15 protein-coding genes, 1 tRNA gene and 1 pseudogene are annotated in these 17782 nt (G+C 74.0%); 10 read left to right on the plus strand and 7 right to left on the minus strand.

The features are described 5' to 3' along the window. The first annotated feature begins 166 nt into the window (after positions 1 to 166). On the plus strand, positions 167 to 1855 hold the full coding sequence (gene qcrB / locus AXW62_RS20290) for a cytochrome bc1 complex cytochrome b subunit (RefSeq protein ID WP_060945784.1): 1689 nt from the start codon (positions 167 to 169) through the stop codon (positions 1853 to 1855). Positions 1856 to 1985: 130 nt separating this feature from the next. Here qcrB and AXW62_RS20295 read toward each other — a convergent pair. From AXW62_RS20295 to AXW62_RS20305, 3 genes and pseudogenes are all read right to left on the minus strand, one after another. After that, positions 1986 to 2879 (minus strand): annotated as a pseudogene (locus AXW62_RS20295) (chitinase); the annotation flags it as partial. Between the two features lie 281 nt (positions 2880 to 3160). After that, the gene (locus AXW62_RS20300) at positions 3161 to 4579 is read right to left on the minus strand and encodes a sensor histidine kinase (protein ID WP_060945786.1); all 1419 of its coding nucleotides are present in this window, start codon (positions 4577 to 4579) and stop codon (positions 3161 to 3163) included. Further along, positions 4576 to 5289, minus strand: coding sequence for a response regulator transcription factor (locus AXW62_RS20305; protein ID WP_030836667.1), 714 nt, complete (start codon positions 5287 to 5289; stop codon positions 4576 to 4578). The genes AXW62_RS20300 and AXW62_RS20305 overlap by 4 nt, the downstream gene beginning before the upstream one ends. 42 nt (positions 5290 to 5331) lie before the next feature. Here AXW62_RS20305 and AXW62_RS20310 point away from each other — a divergent pair, with 42 nt between their 5' ends. Beyond that, positions 5332 to 5907, plus strand: a complete 576-nt coding sequence (locus tag AXW62_RS20310) for a hypothetical protein (protein WP_060945787.1) — start codon at positions 5332 to 5334, stop codon at positions 5905 to 5907. Between the two features lie 523 nt (positions 5908 to 6430). On the opposite strand, the gene AXW62_RS20315 is transcribed toward AXW62_RS20310, so the two are convergent. Together AXW62_RS20315 and AXW62_RS20320 are read right to left on the minus strand one after the other, a co-directional pair. Beyond that, the gene (locus tag AXW62_RS20315) at positions 6431 to 7321 is read right to left on the minus strand and encodes a spermidine synthase (protein WP_060945794.1); all 891 of its coding nucleotides are present in this window, start codon (positions 7319 to 7321) and stop codon (positions 6431 to 6433) included. A gap of 172 nt (positions 7322 to 7493) precedes the next feature. Continuing rightward, on the minus strand, positions 7494 to 8060 hold the full coding sequence (locus AXW62_RS20320; RefSeq protein ID WP_252368663.1) for a hypothetical protein: 567 nt from the start codon (positions 8058 to 8060) through the stop codon (positions 7494 to 7496). Positions 8061 to 8247: 187 nt separating this feature from the next. Between AXW62_RS20320 and AXW62_RS20325 the strand changes: the two genes are divergently transcribed. Further along, on the plus strand, positions 8248 to 9666 hold the full coding sequence (locus AXW62_RS20325) for a collagen-like triple helix repeat-containing protein (RefSeq protein WP_060945788.1): 1419 nt from the start codon (positions 8248 to 8250) through the stop codon (positions 9664 to 9666). 9 nt (positions 9667 to 9675) lie between these two features. Here the strand turns inward: AXW62_RS20325 and AXW62_RS20330 are convergent, their stop codons facing one another. Continuing rightward, positions 9676 to 10269 (minus strand): histidine phosphatase family protein, encoded by a 594-nt coding sequence (locus AXW62_RS20330; RefSeq protein WP_030836656.1) that lies wholly within the window; start codon positions 10267 to 10269, stop codon positions 9676 to 9678. 307 nt (positions 10270 to 10576) lie between these two features. Between AXW62_RS20330 and AXW62_RS20335 the strand changes: the two genes are divergently transcribed. The 7 genes from AXW62_RS20335 (at position 10577) to AXW62_RS20365 (ending at position 17309) form a co-directional block, all read left to right on the plus strand. After that, positions 10577 to 11596, plus strand: a complete 1020-nt coding sequence (locus AXW62_RS20335; protein ID WP_060945789.1) for a phosphatase PAP2 family protein — start codon at positions 10577 to 10579, stop codon at positions 11594 to 11596. Further along, on the plus strand, positions 11523 to 12773 hold the full coding sequence (locus tag AXW62_RS20340) for a hypothetical protein (protein ID WP_060945796.1): 1251 nt from the start codon (positions 11523 to 11525) through the stop codon (positions 12771 to 12773). The genes AXW62_RS20335 and AXW62_RS20340 overlap by 74 nt, the downstream gene beginning before the upstream one ends. Next, on the plus strand, positions 12764 to 14506 hold the full coding sequence (locus AXW62_RS20345) for a hypothetical protein (RefSeq protein WP_060945790.1): 1743 nt from the start codon (positions 12764 to 12766) through the stop codon (positions 14504 to 14506). Before AXW62_RS20340 ends, AXW62_RS20345 begins: the two co-directional genes overlap by 10 nt. Next, positions 14503 to 15879, plus strand: coding sequence for an AAA family ATPase (locus AXW62_RS20350; RefSeq protein ID WP_060945791.1), 1377 nt, complete (start codon positions 14503 to 14505; stop codon positions 15877 to 15879). The genes AXW62_RS20345 and AXW62_RS20350 overlap by 4 nt, the downstream gene beginning before the upstream one ends. 193 nt (positions 15880 to 16072) lie before the next feature. Further along, on the plus strand, positions 16073 to 16438 hold the full coding sequence (locus AXW62_RS20355; RefSeq protein WP_030836643.1) for a DUF8844 domain-containing protein: 366 nt from the start codon (positions 16073 to 16075) through the stop codon (positions 16436 to 16438). Positions 16439 to 16552: 114 nt separating this feature from the next. Next, entirely contained in the window at positions 16553 to 17179 is a 627-nt protein-coding gene (locus tag AXW62_RS20360) for a bifunctional DNA primase/polymerase (protein ID WP_060945792.1), read from the plus strand. A 56-nt stretch (positions 17180 to 17235) separates the two neighbouring features. Next, positions 17236 to 17309: transfer RNA gene (locus AXW62_RS20365), tRNA-Lys, on the plus strand. A gap of 108 nt (positions 17310 to 17417) precedes the next feature. Here AXW62_RS20365 and AXW62_RS20370 read toward each other — a convergent pair. After that, the coding region (locus AXW62_RS20370) for a nucleotide disphospho-sugar-binding domain-containing protein (protein ID WP_370682924.1) at positions 17418 to 17782 on the minus strand (365 nt) is incomplete at its 5' end.

Below are 17782 nucleotides of genomic sequence, written 5' to 3' on the forward strand. Positions count from 1 at the left end.
CGGCACCGCCCACCGGGGGGCGGGCGGTGCCGCGGACGCCGGACGGTGTGCGCGCACCCGGGCGCAACCGGGCCGGTGCCTTCTTCCACCGAAGGGAGTACGCCCTGATCCACCCGGCGGAAGAGCGCCCGTCATCGGGTGGGAATGCCTGGTACCCCATTGAGACATGAGAGCACTTCCGGAGCGCCGGCAGAGGTTCCGCGATGAGGGATCCGGTCGGCGCGCGCCCGCCGGAAAAGGCGAGGCCCTCGCCGACTGGTTCGACGGCCGGGTGGGTCTCTTCGCCATGGCCAAGGCCAATCTGCGCAAGGTCTTTCCCGACCACTGGTCCTTCCTGATCGGCGAGATCGCCCTCTACACCTTCGTCATCATCATTCTGACCGGCGTCTATCTCACCCTGTTCTTCAAACCGGCGATGAACGAGGTGGTCTACAACGGCCGGTGGACGCCGCTGAGCGGCATCCGCATGTCGCAGGCGTACGAGTCCACGCTGAACATCAGCTTCGACGTACGCGGCGGCCTGCTGATGCGGCAGGTCCACCACTGGGCGGCGATCGTCTTCATCGCCAGCATGATCGTCCACATGCTGCGGACGTTCTTCAACGGCGTCTTCCGCAAACCCCGCGAGATCAACTGGCTCTCCGGAGCCGGTCTGCTGATCCTCGGGATGTTCGACGGCTTCATGGGCTATTCGCTGCCCGACGATCTGCTGTCGGGCACGGGTCTGCGGTTCATGGAGGGCGCGATCCTGTCGATCCCGATCGTCGGCACCTATCTGTCGTTCTTCTTCTTCGGCGGGCAATTCCCGGGAATGTCGATCGTGCCCCGGCTCTTCACGGTGCATGTGCTGCTGATCCCGGGCATCATGCTCGGGCTGCTGGCGCTCCATATGATCCTGCTCGTCTACCACAAGCACACCCATCACCCGGGGCCGGGCCGGAAGAACATGAATATCGTGGGGCCGCCCCTGTGGCCGGTCTATGTGGCCAAGTCCGGCGGTTTCTTCTTCCTGGTCTTCGGCGTCACCGCCCTGATGTCGGCCATCGCCCAGATCAATCCGGTGTGGGCCTACGGTCCCTACCGGCCCGACCAGGTGTCCACCGATGCCCAGCCCGACTGGTACATGGGCTATTCCGAGGGGCTGATCCGGCTGATGCCGGGCTGGGAGATCAATCTGTGGGGCCACACCCTGGTGCTCGGGGTCCTGATCCCGTTCCTGGTCTTCCCCACCGTGCTGCTGGTCATCTGGCTCTATCCGTTCCTTGAGGCGTGGATCACCGGGGACCGGCGCGAGCACCATTTCAACGAGCGCCCGCGCAACGCCCCGACCCGCACCGCCTTCGGCGCCGCCTGGATCGCCCTGTACGCGGTCCTGCTGGCGGGCGGCGGCAACGACCTCATCGCCAGCCATTTCGGCCTGTCGATCAACGCGATCACCTGGGCCTGCCGGATCGGCTTCTTCGTGGCGCCGGTGGTGGTGTTCGTCATCACCAAGCGGATCTGCCTCGGCCTCCAGCGCAAGGACCGGGAGAAGCTGCTGCACGGCCGCGAGACCGGCATCATCCAGCGGCTGCCGCACGGCGAGTTCGTCGAGGGGCACGAACCGCTGTCGGCGGAGGAGAAGTACACGCTGACCGCGTTCGAGCAGTACCAGCCGCTGGAGCTGCCACCGTCGGTGGACGAGGCCGGGGTCACCCGCCGGCTCCCCTTCAAGGACCGGCTGCGCGTCCGGCTGTCCCGGAGCTACTTCGGCGCCGACGGCCAGATCGCCAAGCCCACGAGGGAGCAGGTGGTGGAGCACGAGGAGGCGGAGAGGGAGAAGAAGGAGATGGCCGAGGAGCCCCGGGGCTCGTAAAGGGTCCGCGACGGAAACGGCGGGGCGCGGCGGGTGGGGGATTCCGTCCGCGCCCCGCCGTGTGGGGGGTGCCGTGGGGGGTGGTGATCGTGGGGGGATCGTGGGGGGTTACGGGGCGGCGGGCCGCCGGTCAGCCCGTGTAGGCGCCGAACGCCTTGGTGAACGCCAGCTCCTCTTGGTCGATCGAGCTGCAGGTCGGCGACGCGGTGTCCTGGGGGGCGGGGCACTGCTTGTCTCGGGTGGCGGACCACATGGACAGCCAGCCCAGCCCCTTGGACTGGGCGAACTCCACCAGCTGAGCGGCATCGTCGACGGTGAATATCTCGGTCTTCACGTCGTTGACGCCGATCATCGGGGTGACCGCGACGGCCTTCCACGCCTCGTCGTCGCCCAGCCCGAGGGCGTCCTTGATCTGGCCCTGGGTCGCCGTGGCGGCGTCGATCGCGTACTGGCCCATGTCGCCGTCGAAGGAGGCGCCGTAGTCCATCGCCATGATGTTGACGGCGGAGACCTTCACCCCGTTCTCCTTGGCGTTGGCGACGAGGTCGACACCGTCCTGGGTGAGGCCGGTGGGAAGGACCGGCAGGGTGAGGGAGACGTCCAGGTCGGGGTGGCTCTGCTGCAGCTTGGCGATGGCCTGGGCGCGGCGGGTGTTGGCCTCCTTGTTCGGGAGCGCGCTGCCCTCGATGTCGAAGTCGACCTTGGTCAGCTTGTAGGCGTCCACGACCTTGCCGTAGGCATCGGCGAGTTCGTCCGCCGAGGAGCAGACCAGGCCCAGCTCGGAGCCGGAGGCGCCGCCGAAGGAGACCCGGACGTCGCCGCCCTTGGCCCGCAGCGCGTCGGTCTGCTTGGCCACCTCGTCGTTGCCGAGGTCGGTGACGCCGCCCCACTTGGGGGTACAGCCGCCGCCGGAGGTGATGAAGGCGAGGTTGAACTCCTTGACGCCGGTCTTCTCGGCGGTGCCCACCATGTCGTAGGCGGGGTAGAGCGAGGTGTCGATGTAGGGGGCGAAGCCGCCGCCCGCCGCCGCGGCGGGCTTCTCGGAGACGGTGTCGGCGTTCGCCGCCCCGCTGAGCGCGAACGCCGCGCCACCGGCCACGACGACGGCGGCGGTCGCGCCGATCACCTTGGTGGTCCGGCTCGCCTTGCGACGGTGCATGCTGCTCATCAGGTGCCTGCCTTCGCTTGCGGATGTGGGGGGTTGTGGTGCGGGCGCCACGCTAGCGAGGGGAAGTCGGACAAACGGCAGGATCCGTGCACCGGCCATGGATCTTATGGCTGCCTTAAGGAACCCATCGGCGCCGATTAACCCTCCGCGGGCTCCACCGGCCTCCCGGACCGCGCCGGCCCCGCCCGGTCACGGACCTTCTTCTTGCGGCCCCGCCGCCGCTGCCCCCGGTCCGCGGAGCCGCCGTTCAGCGAGAGCCACATCCGTACCTCGGCGCCGCCCAGCACCGACCGTCCGATCCGCAGATCGCCGCCCGTGGACTCCGCGACCCGGCGCACGATGTCCAGGCCGAGGCCGGTCGAGCCGGGGCCGCCGTCGCCGTGCCCCCGGCGGAGCGCCGCGTCCGGGTCGTCGATGCCGGGGCCCGCGTCGGAGACCAGGATGATCACCGAATGGGTGGCGGCACCGCCGTCGTGGACGTCGACCGCCAGCGCGGTGCCCTCGGGCGTGTGCCGGAAGACATTGCCGAGCAGGGCGTCCAGCGCGGCGGCGAGTTCGGAGCGGGCGACCGGCACCCGCACCGGCCGGTCGACCCCGGCCAGCCGTACCGTACGGCCCTCGTCCTCGGCCAGCGCGGACCAGAACTCCATCCGCTCCCGGACCACTTCGGCGGCGTCACAGCCGGACGGGGTGTGCGTCTTGTGCTGGCGCGCGGTGCGGATGATCTGGTCGACCTCGCGCTCCAGCTGGGCGACGGCGGCGCGGGTCTGGTCGGCCGCCGGTCCCTCGCCCAGCGAGGCGGCGTTCAGGCGCAGCACGGTGAGCGGGGTGCGGAGCCGGTGCGACAGGTCGGCGGCCAGCTCGCGTTCGCTGGCGAGGAGCTGGACCACCTGGTCGGCCATGGAGTTGAACGCGGCGGCGGCCGCCCGGAGTTCGGCCGGCCCCTCCTCCGGTACCCGCACCCCGAGTTCGCCCCGGCCCAGGTCGTGGGCGGCCCCGGCCAGCCGCCGGGCCGGCCGCACCAGCCGGGTGCCGAGCCGGTCGGCGGTGGCGACGGCGCCGACGATCAGCGCCAGGCCCACGCCCGCCAGCACCAGCCAGGACGTGGTCACCCCGCTGGTGACCACGTCACGGGGGACGTACACCTCCACGACCGCGACCTGACCGGTGCTCACCGCGGTCGGCTGGAGCAGTGCGTATCCGCCGGGGGCGGCGGACACCGAGGCCCGGCCGAACCGCCGCGCGGTGGCCAGCTCACCCCGCCCGGCGCGGCTCCTGCCGAGGTCGTAGCCGCTCCCCGGCTCCCCCGGCTGGTCCGGGACGTGCACCGCCATCCGGCCGTCGCCGCCCGCCTGGGTGCTGGCGACCGCGCGTTGCAGCCGCGCCCGTTCGGTGGTGATGGCGAGCGCCGGGCCGATGGTGGCCGCCTGCCGCTCGGCGTCGGCGAACGCCCGGTCCCGGGCCAGCTCCTTGACGACCAGGCCGAGCGGTACGGCGAAGGCGACCACGACCATCGCGGTGACCGCCAGACAGACCTTGACCAGGGCCCATCTCACGTGTGCTCCGCCGGTGGCTCCAGTTTCACGCCGACCCCGCGCAGCGTATGGAGATAGCGCGGCCGGGCGGCCGTCTCGCCGAGCTTGCGGCGCAGCCAGGACAGATGGACGTCGATCGTCTGGTCGTCCCCGTACGCCTGCCGCCAGACCTCGGCGAGGAGTTCCCTGCGCGGCACGACGACGCCGGGCCGCCCGGCGAGATAGGCCAGCAGGTCGAACTCCCGGCGGGTCAGATCGAGCGCCACCCCGTCCAACTGGGCCTGCCGGCGCAGCGGATCGACGGCCAGCCCGCCGACCCGGAGCACCGCGGGGGGCGCCGCCGCACCGCCCGCCTCACCCGCCGCGCCCCCGCGCGAACGGCGCAGCACGGCGGTCATCCGGGCGGAGAGGTGCGCCACGGAGAACGGCTTGACCAGGTAGTCGTCGGCGCCGTCGTTGAGCAGCCGGACGATCTCGGCCTCGTCGTCGCGGGCGGTCGCCACGATGACCGGCACATCGGTGATGCCGCGCAGCATCTTGAGCGCCTCCGCCCCGTCCAGATCGGGCAGGCCGAGATCCAGGATGACGACGTCGAATCCGATCTGCGCCACCTCGCGCAACGCCTCCAGGGCGGTGCCGACGCTCCGCACGGTATGGGACGCCGCGGTCAACTGCCGTATCAGGGCTGAGCGCACGAACTGGTCGTCCTCGACCACAAGCACACTTGCCATGAGCGGCACCGTACGCCATTCGGGTGAGGCAAGATGAGGAAGATGCAAAGAGGTCTGGTCCAATGCCTGGCGTGGGTGCTGGCCACCGGCGCCGCGGTCACGCTGTCGTGGTACGGCGTGCGGACGGTGCTGACCGGTACGGCGTACGAGCCGCCGCGTGCGCTGCCGATCGCGGACGGCTCCCGGTCGGCGACCGGGGCCTGGTCCTCATCGACGCACCGGGCCAAACCGCCGTCCCCCTCGGCGACGTCACCGGCCCCCTCGCCCTCGCCCGCCCGTCCGCCCGCGGACGCGCGGGCCGGTGAGGAGGAGGACGCCGGGCCGGGCGCGGCGGAGCGCGGCGCGAAGCCGACCTCCGCGCCGCCCGGACGGACGTCGCCGCGGCCGGAGGAGAGCGGGGAGGTGCGCGGCTATCCGGCCAAGGGCGGCCGGGCGGTCTTCGAGATGCGCGCCGCGTCGGCGGATCTGGTCTCGGCGACCCCGGACGGCGGATGGCAGATGCAGGTGTGGAAGCAGAGCGAGTGGATCCGGGTGGACTTCGTCTCCGGGGCCGACATCACCACGATCTTCTGCACCTGGCACGACGGCCCGCCCCAGGTCCGTATCGACGAGCATTAGCCCCTGCCCCGGCTGCTCGGGCGCACCAGGCGTGCCCAGGGCCCGCGCCGTGGCGATCCGTTCGGCTCCCGCGCGTGCGCGTGCCTCCGCGCGGGCTCGGCTCGGTTCGCCGAGCGCCTCGGTTCGCCGAGCATCTCGGTTCGCCGAGCGCCTCGATTCGCCGAGCGCCTCGGTTCGCCTGCGAGGAACCGAGCGGTCGGCGCCGGTAGGCGGGTAGGCGGTCGGCCCGGCCTTGCCTCGGCCCCCGCGCCGATCCGGGTCCGCCCATTCCCGCGTACCGGCCGCAGGTGGCCGTGACGTCCTCGTCGGTCGCGCGGGTTTCGCCGAGCGCCTCGGTTCCCCTGCGAGGAACCGAGCGGTCGGCGCCGGCCGGCGGTCGGCCCGGCCTCGCAGACCGCGCCGATCCGGGTCCGCCCACTCCCGCGTACCGGCCGCCGGTAGCCGTGACGTCCTCGTCGGTCGCGCGGATGTGGACCGTGCTGGTCTTCTCCTGCGGGTGACCGGCCCCGGTCAGGCCGTCCGGTCAGGCGAAGACGGCGGGCGGCGGGGCCGGGGAGGGAGCGGCGGTCGCATCGGTGACCGGGGCCGCGCCACCGGTGAAGTCCGCGAGGGCACGCCCGTGTTCGACCCGCGCGGGGTACGGGTCCCCGGCGGCGCGGCGGGTCAGTTCGGCCAGCGGCAGGGCGCGGTCGGCGGCCAGCAGCACCGCGTTGCCGAAGCGGCGGCCGCGCAGCACGGCGGGGTCGGCGGTCAGGCAGACCTCGGCGAACGCGGCGCGGGCGGTGGCGATCTGGGCCCGCAGATGGGCCAGCGGCGGACCGTCGGCGAGATTCGCGGCGTAGTACCCGTCCGGGCGGAGCGCGCGCCGCACCTCGGCGAGGAACTCCGCACTGGTGAGATGGGCGGGGGTACGGGCCCCGCTGAAGACGTCCGCGATGACCAGATCCGCCCAGCCGTCGGGCACCTTGGCGAGCCCCGTCCGTGCGTCGGCGCCGCGCACCCGTATCCGGTCGCCCGGGTCCAGCGGCAGTTCACGCCGGACGAACTGGACGAGCGGGGTGTCGATCTCGATGACCTGCTGGGTGGAGCGGGGCCGCGTGGCCGCGATGTAGCGGGCGAGCGTGAAGGCGCCGCCGCCCAGGTGGACCGCGTGCAGCGGGCGGCCGGGAGGGGCGGCGAGATCGGCGATATGACCGAATCCGCGCTGGTACGCGAAGTCGAGATGGGTGGGGTCGTCGAGATCCACGTGCGACTGCGGCTTGCCGTCGAGCAGCAGCGTCCAGCCACGCGGCCGGTCCCGGTCCGGCACGAGCTCGGCGAGCCCCCCGTCGACGGGCGCGGTGACCGGCTCGGGGCCGCGCCCCCGCGCCGCTCCGCGCCCGCGGGCGGCTCGCTTCTTCGTGCCTTTCGCCATGCGTCCCAGTATGCGGCGGCCCACTGACAGCCGGTCGCCGGCACCGACCGAGCGGCCGGTCACCACCCATGGCCGGAGGCCCGCCACCCCGTGCCCGACGGTCACCCCCGACGCGAAGGTCACCACCGACGGCCGGAGGGCACCGCCGATGACTCCCGAGGCCGTCCGGGACTCACTGACAGCGGTCGACGGCCTCGATCATGCGGGCCGCCTCGCCGAGCGCCGCCCGGAGCTCGGCGGGATCGGTGACGACCGTGTACGCGGCGTCGGGCGGCACCAGCCAGCCGGTGCCGATGCCCGGCGGTGCCTCGCACCCGGCCGCTCCGGCTCCGGCGTCTCCGGCCTCCGCATCCCCGGCCTCCGCGTCTCCGGCCTCCGCGTCTCCGGTTCCGGAGGGGACGCCGGAGCCGGAGCCGGAGCCGGTATTTATCCGCGTCCCGCGCCCGAATGTCTGGGTGCACGCGGAACCCGGCAGGTCCCAGCCGTCCGCCGTGCCGGGCGGCACCAGGAAGCCGAGGGTGTCGCAGGTGTTGTCGTGCAGGACGGGGCCGAGGCCATCGCACGCACGGCGCAGGATGTCCACCGCCTCCAGCCCCTGGCGGGCGGGCACGGTGACGAGGTCGCATTCCTGACGCTGGAGGTGCTGGAGGTACTGGAGTTGCTGTGAGTGCTGGAGGTGCTGGGGGTGCTGAGCAGTCGTCCGCGAGCGGCTGATGTCCACTCCGGCCTCCCTCTTCATCGGGTCGCACCCCGTTCAACGCCTGGCGGTGTCAACGGCTACGGCCGAATGCCGCCGTAAAGGATGGCAGTTCATGGCAGATCATGGGCGAGATGCCACCTTTGTCGGAATTCTTCGAGTGTTGGCAATCTCACAGCCGGTACGGTTCTCCCCCGCCCACCTGGCATCACCAAGGGAGAGGCTCACCATGACGCCGCTTCCAGAGCCACCGCCCCACCGGCCGAACACCGCGTTCCGCCGGCTGCGCGGACAGCTCTCCCCCTCCGAGTTCGCGGCGTCCGTGCGCCGCGCCGCCCGTGAGATCGGCGAGCAGGTCTCCTGCGACGCCCGCTATATCGGCCGTGTCGAGTCGGGGGCCATCCGCTGCCCCAATTACGCCTACGAGCGGGTCTTCCGCCATATGTTCCCCGGCCGCACCCTTAACGATCTCGGCTTCGCCTCCCGTGAGTCGGTGCGCGGCCACGGCGCCCGCGGCCCCGCGGGCCCTCCCGCCCCCGCTTCCCTCCCCGGCCCGCGCCCCGGCCCCGAGCCCTCCGGGCACCGCGGCGGCGGGATCGTCGACATCTTCGAGGAGAGCGAACTACTGCGGCGCGCGTTCATGGCCGGTGGGGCGGCGGCCGCCGCGGTGGCCGCCGCTCCCCGGGTCGGAGCGCCGTCCAGGCGGTCGGGGCGGCGGGTGGGGGAGGCCGAGGCCGCCGCCGTCGAGGAGGCCGTGCGCCGGATCAGGGTGCTCGACGACCGGCACGGCGCCGACCCTCTCTACGCGCACACCGCCAAACCGCTGAGCGCCGCCTACGCCCTGCTCGACGCGGGCGGCTACAGCCGCTCGGTCGCCGAGCGGCTCTTCGCGGGCGCCGGTGAACTGGCCATCTCGGTGGGCTGGCTGGCCCATGACTCCGGGCGGCTGCCCGACGCCCGGTCCCACTACGCCGAGGCCCTGGCCACGGCGCGGGTCTCCGGCGACGCCGCCCTGGAGGCGCACGCGTTCTGCAACACCGCCTTCCTCGCCCGCGACGCGGGCCGCCCCCGCGAGGCGGTGCGGGCGGCGCAGGCGGCGCAGCGGGTCGCCGAGCGGCTCGCCTCGCCGCGGCTACTGTCGCTGCTCGCGCTGCGCGAGGCCGGGGGGCTCGCCGGGCTGACCGACCGGGGCGGCTGTGAGCGGGCGCTGCTGCGCGCCCGGACGCTGTTCGGGCGGGGACCCTGTGACGCCGACCCGGAGTGGATGAGCTTCTTCGGCGAGGCCGAACTGGAAGGGCTGGAGGCACAGTGCTGGTCGGCGCTCGGCGAGTGGAAGCGCGCCGTGGAGCACGCCCGTCGCGCCGTCTCCCTCCAGAACCCCCACTTCACCCGCAACATCGCGCTGTTCACCACGGAGTTGGCGACCGATCTGGTGGCCGGCGGCGCGCCCGACGCGGCCGCCGCCGCAGCCGTCCGGGCCCTGGGCCTGCTGGAGCAGGTGAAGTCGTCGCGGATCCGCCGGATGCTCGACGACACGGCCCGGATACTGCGTCCTTACGGTCGCGATGAGACGGTCGCGGACTTCCTCGCCCGCCATGAGGCGGCCGCCGCCCGCCCCGAGCCGGCCGGCCGTACCGGCCTGGTCTGACACCGGCTCTCAGGCGAGATGGCCCGTGTCGTTCCAGCGTTCGATGGCGGGTTCGCCGTACGCCCAGCCGAGCACCGACAGGGACGTCGGGTCGAGCCGGATACGGGCCCCGAAGGAGACGTCGTAGCCGAGCCAACGGGCGCCCAGGGTCCGCAGGATGTGACCGTGCGCGAAGACCAGCACATCGCGGTCGGCGGAGCGCGCCCACGCCACCACCTCGTCCGCCCGCGCCGCGATCGAGGCGACGGACTCGCCCTCGGGCACCCCGTCACGCCAGATCAGCCAGCCGGGCCGGGCGGCCCTGATCTCGGCGGGGGTCATCCCCTCGTACGCGCCGTAGTCCCACTCCAGGAGCGCGTCCCAGTCCCGCGCCCGGTCGCCGAAGCCCGCCAGCTCGCAGGTCTCCTTGGCCCGGGACAGCGGGCTGGTGCGCACCTCGACGTCCGGAAGGCCCGCCCAGGAGCCGTGGCACAGCCGCTCCCCGAGCAGCTTGGCGCCGCGCCGTCCCTCCTCGAGCAGCGGGATGTCCGTACGGCCGGTGTGTTTCCCGGAGAGCGACCACCGCGTCTGTCCGTGCCGGGCCAGGAGGATGCGTGGTGCCATGGGGTACTGCCTTCTCTCACCGATTTCGCCCCGCCGCGCCGCCGTGCGCCATTACACGCCGCTGCCTGCGGTTTCCGCCCTCATCGGCTCCGGCACCTGGCCGACCGCCGTCCGTCCATCATCGCGCACCCGTCCGGAAGGCAACCTCCGGGGCGGCCCTGGCGTCTTCCAGGCTGCGCGCGGTCCGCCGGGGGATTCCGACAGGGGCGCCGCTCGCGGATGGGGGTGGTGCGTGGATCGCGTCGCCCACACCGTACGGTTGTCCGCGCGCCTTGTTGTGGCCGCCCGAACTTTGGAGAGCGTCCGAATGCCCCACACCGTGCCCCGTGCCGGAGCAGCACAGGGCGGTCGGCCCCGCTGGTGGACCGAACTGCCGCTGATAGCGGTGGTGTACGCCGCGTACTCGGCCGGTCGGCTCCTGGCCCGCGGCGATGTGTCCACCGCCGTCGACCACGGTCTGGCGATCCTCCATTTCGAACAGCGTCTGAACATCGACTTCGAATCCCCGCTGAACGACATCTTCACGGCCAACGCGGCGATAGGCATACCGGCGGACTTCGCCTACGCCTCGCTGCACTACGTCCTCACCCCGGCGATCCTGGTGTGGCTGTGGAGGCGCCGCACGGCGTCGGACTACCGCTTCCTGCGCACCTGGCTGCTGGTCTCCACGCTGATCGGGCTCATCGGCTTCACCCTGATGCCGACGTGCCCGCCGCGGCTCCTGGAGGCCGGCCACGGCTTCGTCGACACCATGGCGCAGTACGGCTCGTACGGCTGGTGGGGCGGCGAGGCCAGCGCGCCGCGCGGGCTCGGCGGGCTGACCAACCAGTACGCGGCGATGCCCAGCCTGCACGTGGGATGGGCGCTGTGGTGCGGTATCGCCCTGTGGCGGCACGGGCGCTCGGTATGGGCCAAGGCCGGGGCGGTCGTCTACCCGCTGATGATCACGCTCGTGGTGATGGGCACCGCCAACCACTACTTCCTGGACGCGGCGGCCGGCGCCGCCACCATGGGGATCGGGGCGCTGCTGGCGGGCCCGGCGCTGCGGCTCACGGAGACGCTCCGCGCCCGCTTCCGCCCGGCCCAGGAGACCGCCCCGGCCTCCGGCAACGCCGGTGCGCCCGCGAATGTCGGTGACAAGTGCGAGACTTCGGGGCGTGAACGGGAACGGATCCCCCGACAGCAGGACCGGGGCGCGGACAGGCAGCGGACCGACGGTGCCGCGGGTGACGGCGGCCGGGGAGCCGGTACCGGTGGCCGGGGAGCCGCCGCTGCGGGCGGCGCCGCCCCCGCGGCAGGCGACGGGGCTGCGGCAGCGGCTCGCTGAGCTGCGCGGCCCGGCCGCCGTTCCGCATCCGATGGACGCCCGTGCGCTGGCGGCGCTGGCCGCCAATCCGGGCTGCCGCCGCCGGGCGCTGCTGGACGGGGCCGGGGTCGACAAGGGCGCGCTGGCGCGGGCGCTGGGGGCTCCGGCGAACTTCGGCCAGTCCCAGTTCGCCCATCAGCGCGGCAACTCCTTCGAGGCCCGGGTCAAGGCGGACGGCGGGGCCGATCTGGTGCGGCTGCTGCACGAGCGGCTGCGCGACGGCTCGGAGGCGCCCGGCCCCGGCGCCGTCGCGACACCCGATCTGAGCGCGCCCGGACCGCAGGGCCGCACGGCCCGCACCGCGCTCGCGCTGCGCGAGGCCACGGAGGCCGGGCGCTGGGCGCTGCTGGACCATCCGATGGTGAGCCTGGACGTCGCGGGCTCCCCCGCCTTCCTGGAGCCGGACGCGGTCGTGGTCCACCCCGACGGGTCGTGGACGGTCGTCGAGATCAAGTCCTTCCCCATGGTGGACGGCTCCGCCGACCCGGCGAAGGTGGGCGCGGCGGCCCGGCAGTCGGCGGTCTACACCCTGGCGCTGGAGCGGGTGGCGGCCATGGTCGGCGAGCCGCCGGAAGGCGCCGGCGCCACGGCGGACACGGCGCGGGGCGCCCCGGGCCGCGCCCGGGTGCGGCACCAGGTGCTGCTCGTCTGCCCCAAGGACTTCTCCAACCTGCCGACCGCCGAGATGATCGACGTGCGCAAGCAGCTGGCGGTCACCCGGCGGCAGCTGGACCGGCTGACCCGGATCGAGGAGATCGCCGCGGCCCTCCCCGAGGGCACCACCTTCGACCTCCGGCTCACCGACGACGGCCGGACCCCGACCCGGCCGGTCGAGGAGCTGACGGCCGCGGTGGACGCGGTGGAGGCGGCGTACGCCCCGGAGTGCCTGTCCACCTGTGAGCTGGCCGCCCACTGCCGGGCGCGGTCCCGCGCGGCGGGCCTGGTCGAGGCGCTGGGCCGGGGCGTCCGGGGTGAGCTGGGCGGACTCACCACCGTGGCGGCCGTCCTCACGGCCGCCACGGACGGTCCGGCCGACGCGTCCCCCACGGGTGACCCCGCCGTGGACGCCCTGCGCCGCGCGGCGGCCCTGCGCGCCGAGGCGCTCGCCTCCCGTCCCGGGGCGGTGTCATGTCGCTGATCACCACCCTGGCCCGGATGGAGGCGGTCCGGGAGGGGCGGGCCCAGCCCCTGACCACCGTGCGCCACCGCCATCTGTCGGAGCGACCGCTGGCGTTCGTGCCGCTCACCACCGCCGGTGAGGCGGGAGCGCCGCTCGGTGCGCTGGTGGGCACCGACCGGGACGCGCCGCGGCTGCTGATCGTGGCCCAGCCGCGCGACCGCGATCTGCGGTTCGCGTTCCTCGCCGAGCTCGCGGAGGAGATCCAGCCGTATCTGGACTCGTACGCGGACGAGGTCGAGCTGGAGGAGCGCAAGGAGACCGATCCGGAGACCGGTAAGAAGGTGCCGGTCCAGGTCGAGCTCTGCGCCGACGCGCCGCAGCTGCTGGTGCCCAGCGCGGCCGGCGTGGCGTTCGTCCGGCTGCTGGGCCGGTCGATGCGGTTCCGGCGGACCGCCGAGCAGGACCCGGAGACGCCCTTCCCCGCGCCGGCCCGGGTGCCGCTGCTCGGCCGCTGGCTGACCCACTACGGGGAGCGGTCGCGGGTGCCCGGGTCGTGTCTGCTGCTGTCCCTCACCGAGCTGCTGAGCCGTCACTGGGCGACCGGGCAGAGCCCTCTGGAGGATCAGCACCTGGGCTCGCTGCTGGCCTGGATCGACCCCCCGGAGGGCGTACCGGGGGCGGAGGCGGCGCTGCGGGCGGAGTCGGAGCGGGACGAGGACGGCCTGCTGCGGTGCCCGCCGGCCGGCCCGGCCACCGATCCCGCCTTCGACAACCAGCTGCTGGCACCGGCGATGTCCCGCTACGACGCGGCGCGGGCCGAGGCGTCCCAGGGCGTGGCCGGGGCCGAGGCGCGGCTGCGGCTCGCCGAGGCGGAGCTGCGCGGGCTGATCGCATCGCAGCTGCGGCCCACCTGGGACGCGCTGTGGCACGGGGTGGATCTGCTGCGCTCCCTCCCGGAGGGCGCGCGGGTGGCGGAGCGCTGGAAGCGGGACCGCTGGTCCTACACCGCCCACCGGGACCGAGTGCGGGCCGGGGAGCCGCCGCAGCCCAAGCGGGACGACGCGGTGACGGCGGCGCAGAAGCTGGCCGCCCGCGAGACCGCGCAGGCGCAGCTGGACGCCCATGAGGCGCTGGACGATCCGCTGGTCATGGCGGGGCGGCGGCTGGCCGGCGAGGCGTTCGCGGGCGAGGTGACCGATGTGGAGATGGCCTGGTCGGAGGCGAGGGTGCCGCGTCCCCGCCCGCTGATCACGGTCCGCACCGAGGACCGTCCGCATCTGGCCGAGCGGGTCAAGCTGCACCGGGTGCTGGCCGACGGCAGGGCGCAGAGCGGGGAGTTCGTCGGTTTCGCGCGGACGGACGGGGCCGCCGGAACTGGCGGGGCCGACGGGGCCGCCGGAACCGACGGGACGGACGGAGCCGCCGGAACTGGCGGGGCCGACGGGACAGACGGGACTACGGGAACTGGCGGGGCGGACGGGGCCGGTGGCGCGGGCGACGCGGACGGTCCGGGCCGCGCCCTGGTGGTGCGGCTGACCGGCGGTATGGGCCGGGGCAAGCAGCCGGAGCCGGGCTCGGTGCCCGAGAAGGGCGACCGGGTGTGCTGGACGCTGTTCGAGCACGCCCCGCGCGGCGGCCCGGAGCTGCCCGACCCGGAGAGCACTCCGTGGACCCACGGCGGTCCGCCGGACGCCGCCGCGCCGGCCCACGGCCCCGAGCCCGACCCGATGACCGAGGAGGACTATCTGTGATCGGCGCGGACCCGGCCGCCGGCGCGGCCCGTGCCCGAGGGGGCGAGCCGTTCGACCCGTCGGCCGCGGCGGCGCGGGCGACCGAGGCGATCCTGCGGGACACCCTGCACGGGGCGGACCGCGGTGTGGTCGTGGACTCCCCGCCCGGGGCCGGCAAGTCGACGCTGGTGGTGCGGGCGGCGCGGGAGCTGGCCGCCGCCGGGCGCCCGCTGATGGTGGTCGCCCAGACCAACGCCCAGGTGGACGATCTGGTGGACCGGCTGGCCACGGCGGACCCCGATCTCCCGGTGGGGCGGCTGCACAGCAGCGATCCGCATCCGTACGACCCGGTGCTCGACGGTCACGCGTCGGTCCGCGCCTCGGCGAAGATCGCCGATCTCGCCGGGCTCGACATCGTCGTCTCCACGGCCGCGAAGTGGGCGCACGTCAGAGACGTCGAGCCGTGGCGGCACGCGATCGTGGACGAGGCGTACCAGATGCGTTCGGACGCGCTGCTGGCGGTCGCCGGGCTGTTCGAGCGGGCGCTGTTCGTGGGCGACCCGGGGCAGCTGGACCCGTTCAGCGTGGTGGGCGCCGACCAGTGGGCGGGGCTGTCCTACGACCCGTCGGCGAGCGCGGTCACCACGCTGCTCGCCCACAATCCCCGGCTTCCGCAGCACCGGCTGCCGGTGTCCTGGCGGCTGCCGGCCTCCGCCGCGCCGCTGGTCTCGGACGCGTTCTACCCGTACACACCCTTCCGCAGCGGCACCGGCCACGGCGAGCGGCGGCTGAGCTTCGGGGTGGCCTCGGACGGCTCGGGGCCGGACCGGGTGCTGGACGAGGCCGCCGAGTCCGGCTGGGGGCTGCTGGAGCTGCCGGCCCGGCGCACTCCGCGCACCGACCCGGAGGCGGTGGCGGCCGTGGCCCAGGTGGTGCGGCGGCTGCTGGACCGGGGCGCGGCGGCGGTCAGCGAGCGGTCGGACGAGCCGGTGCCGGTCACGGCGGACCGGATCGCGGTGGGCACGGCCCACCGGGACCAGGCGGCGGCGGTCCGGGCGGCGCTGACCGGGCTCGGGGTGTCCGGCGTCACGGTCGACACCGCCAACCGACTCCAAGGGCGTGAGTTCGATGTCACGGTCGTTCTGCACCCGCTGTCGGGGCGGCCGGACGCGACGGCCTTCCACCTGGAGACGGGGCGGCTGTGCGTGCTGGCGTCGCGGCACCGGCAGGCGTGTGTGGTGGTGTGCCGGGCGGGGGTGGCCGAGCTGCTGGACGAGCATCCGTCCACCGAGCCGGTCCAGCTGGGGGTGACGGTGAAGTTCCCGGACGGCTGGGAGGCCAATCACGCGGTGCTGGCGCACCTGGCCGAGCACCGGGTGGCCTGGCGGCCGTAGGGGCGCGTCCGCCGCCGGCCGTACGGGGCGTCACCGGCGGTGTCGGCGCCGGCATGGTTCACAGGGCGGCGAGGTGGGGAGAGACCCCAGGTCGGCGGCGTACGGCGGGGGCGCTCTTGCCGTACGCGCGACAATGGAGACAACAGGACCACCGCGAACCGTACGGGTCTCACGACCCAGGAGGAGAGATCACATGCCCGAGCCGGATTCGGCTCAAGGCCGGCACGGCTCCGCGCCCAGGCGGCTGAAACCCGCGCCCCTGCTCTTCGAACCGGCCGCCGCGGCCTCGGACGAGGCGCACTTCTTCGACCTGGAGTCGATCGAGGACCCGCGTGAGCTGCTGTCCCGCTCGACGGAGCTGGTGCTGGCGTTCCGCGCGGCCACGGACCGGGCCATGGAGTTCCAGGCGATGGCGGCCGCGCAGCTCGCCGACCCCAGGCGGTTCGACCGGCTGACCCCGGCCGTGATCGCCGAGCGTGCGGAGTGGACCGAGGACTACGCCAAGAAGATGGTCGAGTTCGGTCGTGAGCTGATGCGGGGCGGCGAGGTGCCGGACTGACGACGGGCGTGAGCCCGGGGCATATGCAGGCGGAAGGTACCCGACTCCGTCACACGATGTCCCGTTTTTGCCTCATCTCTCTACACCGTCGTCGCCGCCGGTAAAGGTGGAAACATGAGCAGACCGCCTCAGGACTCACTTCACACCGCCGCCTTCGTCACCCCGGCCGGTGCGGACTGGCTCGCCTCGGCCAGCGCCTCCCCCCGCGGTGTGCAGGCCCTGTGGGCACAGTCCCCGACCGCCGCGGTGACCCTGCCGTGCGGTACGGCGTTCGACGTGATCAGCATGGACGCGCTCTTCGGCCGCCAGGTGGTGAGCCGCTTATGGAGCGACGGCCCCGGCACCGGGCCGGTCGCCGCCCAGGGCGGCCGGGTCATGCTGTTCGCCGTCCCGGGGGCCGCCCAGCGGCTGCCGGCGCTGCTCGGCTGGGAGGAGTGGGGGGCGGCCGCTCCCCCGCTGCTCTGCTACGGCCGGGGCGACGCGGTGACCGTGCCGCCCCTGTTCCCGCCGGACCCCGGGCCACCGCCGCCGGGGGCCGCCGAGCACGCCGCCCCGGAGTCCGGGGCCCGGGAGTCCGCCCCGGCGCCGTCGCCGCGCTGGCTGGTCGCGCCCGATGTCCGCGCCCCCTGGCTGCCCGGCCCAGAAGTGCTGCTGTGGGCCTGTGTACGGGCGGCCCGCGCGACCGGTGACAACCTCGGCGGCACGGCTGTGACCAGCGCACCCGCCATGTTTCCGGGCTGAGAATGAGCGATTTTCACTCCATGGCGTCCGGGTGCTAAGGTCTCCTACGTCAGCGGGCGCCGCTAGCTCAGTTGGTTAGAGCAGCTGACTCTTAATCAGCGGGTCCGGGGTTCGAGTCCCTGGCGGCGCACAGACAGTGAAAGGCCCCTCACTTCGGTGAGGGGCCTTTCACGTACCGAGCGCTCGCGCATGCCACGGGCCTTTTCACGCACCGCGGACCTTCCGCGGGTCACCGCCGTCAGATGGCCGGGCCCACGAGCCGGGTGACGGCTCCGGCCGCCTCATCCGGGCCGGGCATCCCGAGCGCCTCCCGGCGCAGGGCGTGCGCCGCCGCCGCGTACGAAGGCTGCTCCAGCAGCGCGAACAGGTCCAGCGCCAGCCGGGCACCCGCCGCCTCCGCCCCGCGCCGGGTGCCGTCGAGGGCGGCGGCGGGCAGATACGTCCCGGCGCCCGCCCGCGCCAGCCGCGCACCGTTCAGCTGCTGCTCGAAGCGGGGCGCGACGACCAGCTGCGGCACCCCGGCCATGGCGGCGGCCAGCACCGCCGCGCCCGCGCCCTGGTGCAGCAGGGCCCGGCAGCCCGGCAGCACCCGGTGCAGCGGCC

Origin of the sequence: Streptomyces hygroscopicus subsp. hygroscopicus, from assembly GCF_001553455.1 — a bacterium.
Lineage (GTDB): Bacteria > Actinomycetota > Actinomycetes > Streptomycetales > Streptomycetaceae > Streptomyces > Streptomyces hygroscopicus.

Bases quoted from the DNA above. Each gene is read 5' to 3' on its own strand.
- qcrB (WP_060945784.1), top strand. From the start codon at position 167: ATGAGAGCACTTCCGGAGCGCCGGCAGAGGTTCCGCGATGAGGGATCC.
- AXW62_RS20305 (WP_030836667.1), bottom strand. From the start codon at position 5,289: ATGGCAAGTGTGCTTGTGGTCGAGGACGACCAGTTCGTGCGCTCAGCC.
- AXW62_RS20310 (WP_060945787.1), top strand. From the start codon at position 5,332: ATGCAAAGAGGTCTGGTCCAATGCCTGGCGTGGGTGCTGGCCACCGGC.
- AXW62_RS20315 (WP_060945794.1), bottom strand. From the start codon at position 7,321: ATGGCGAAAGGCACGAAGAAGCGAGCCGCCCGCGGGCGCGGAGCGGCG.
- AXW62_RS20320 (WP_252368663.1), bottom strand. From the start codon at position 8,060: ATGAAGAGGGAGGCCGGAGTGGACATCAGCCGCTCGCGGACGACTGCT.
- AXW62_RS20325 (WP_060945788.1), top strand. From the start codon at position 8,248: ATGACGCCGCTTCCAGAGCCACCGCCCCACCGGCCGAACACCGCGTTC.
- AXW62_RS20330 (WP_030836656.1), bottom strand. From the start codon at position 10,269: ATGGCACCACGCATCCTCCTGGCCCGGCACGGACAGACGCGGTGGTCG.
- AXW62_RS20335 (WP_060945789.1), top strand. From the start codon at position 10,577: ATGCCCCACACCGTGCCCCGTGCCGGAGCAGCACAGGGCGGTCGGCCC.
- AXW62_RS20345 (WP_060945790.1), top strand. From the start codon at position 12,764: ATGTCGCTGATCACCACCCTGGCCCGGATGGAGGCGGTCCGGGAGGGG.
- AXW62_RS20355 (WP_030836643.1), top strand. From the start codon at position 16,073: ATGCCCGAGCCGGATTCGGCTCAAGGCCGGCACGGCTCCGCGCCCAGG.
- AXW62_RS20360 (WP_060945792.1), top strand. From the start codon at position 16,553: ATGAGCAGACCGCCTCAGGACTCACTTCACACCGCCGCCTTCGTCACC.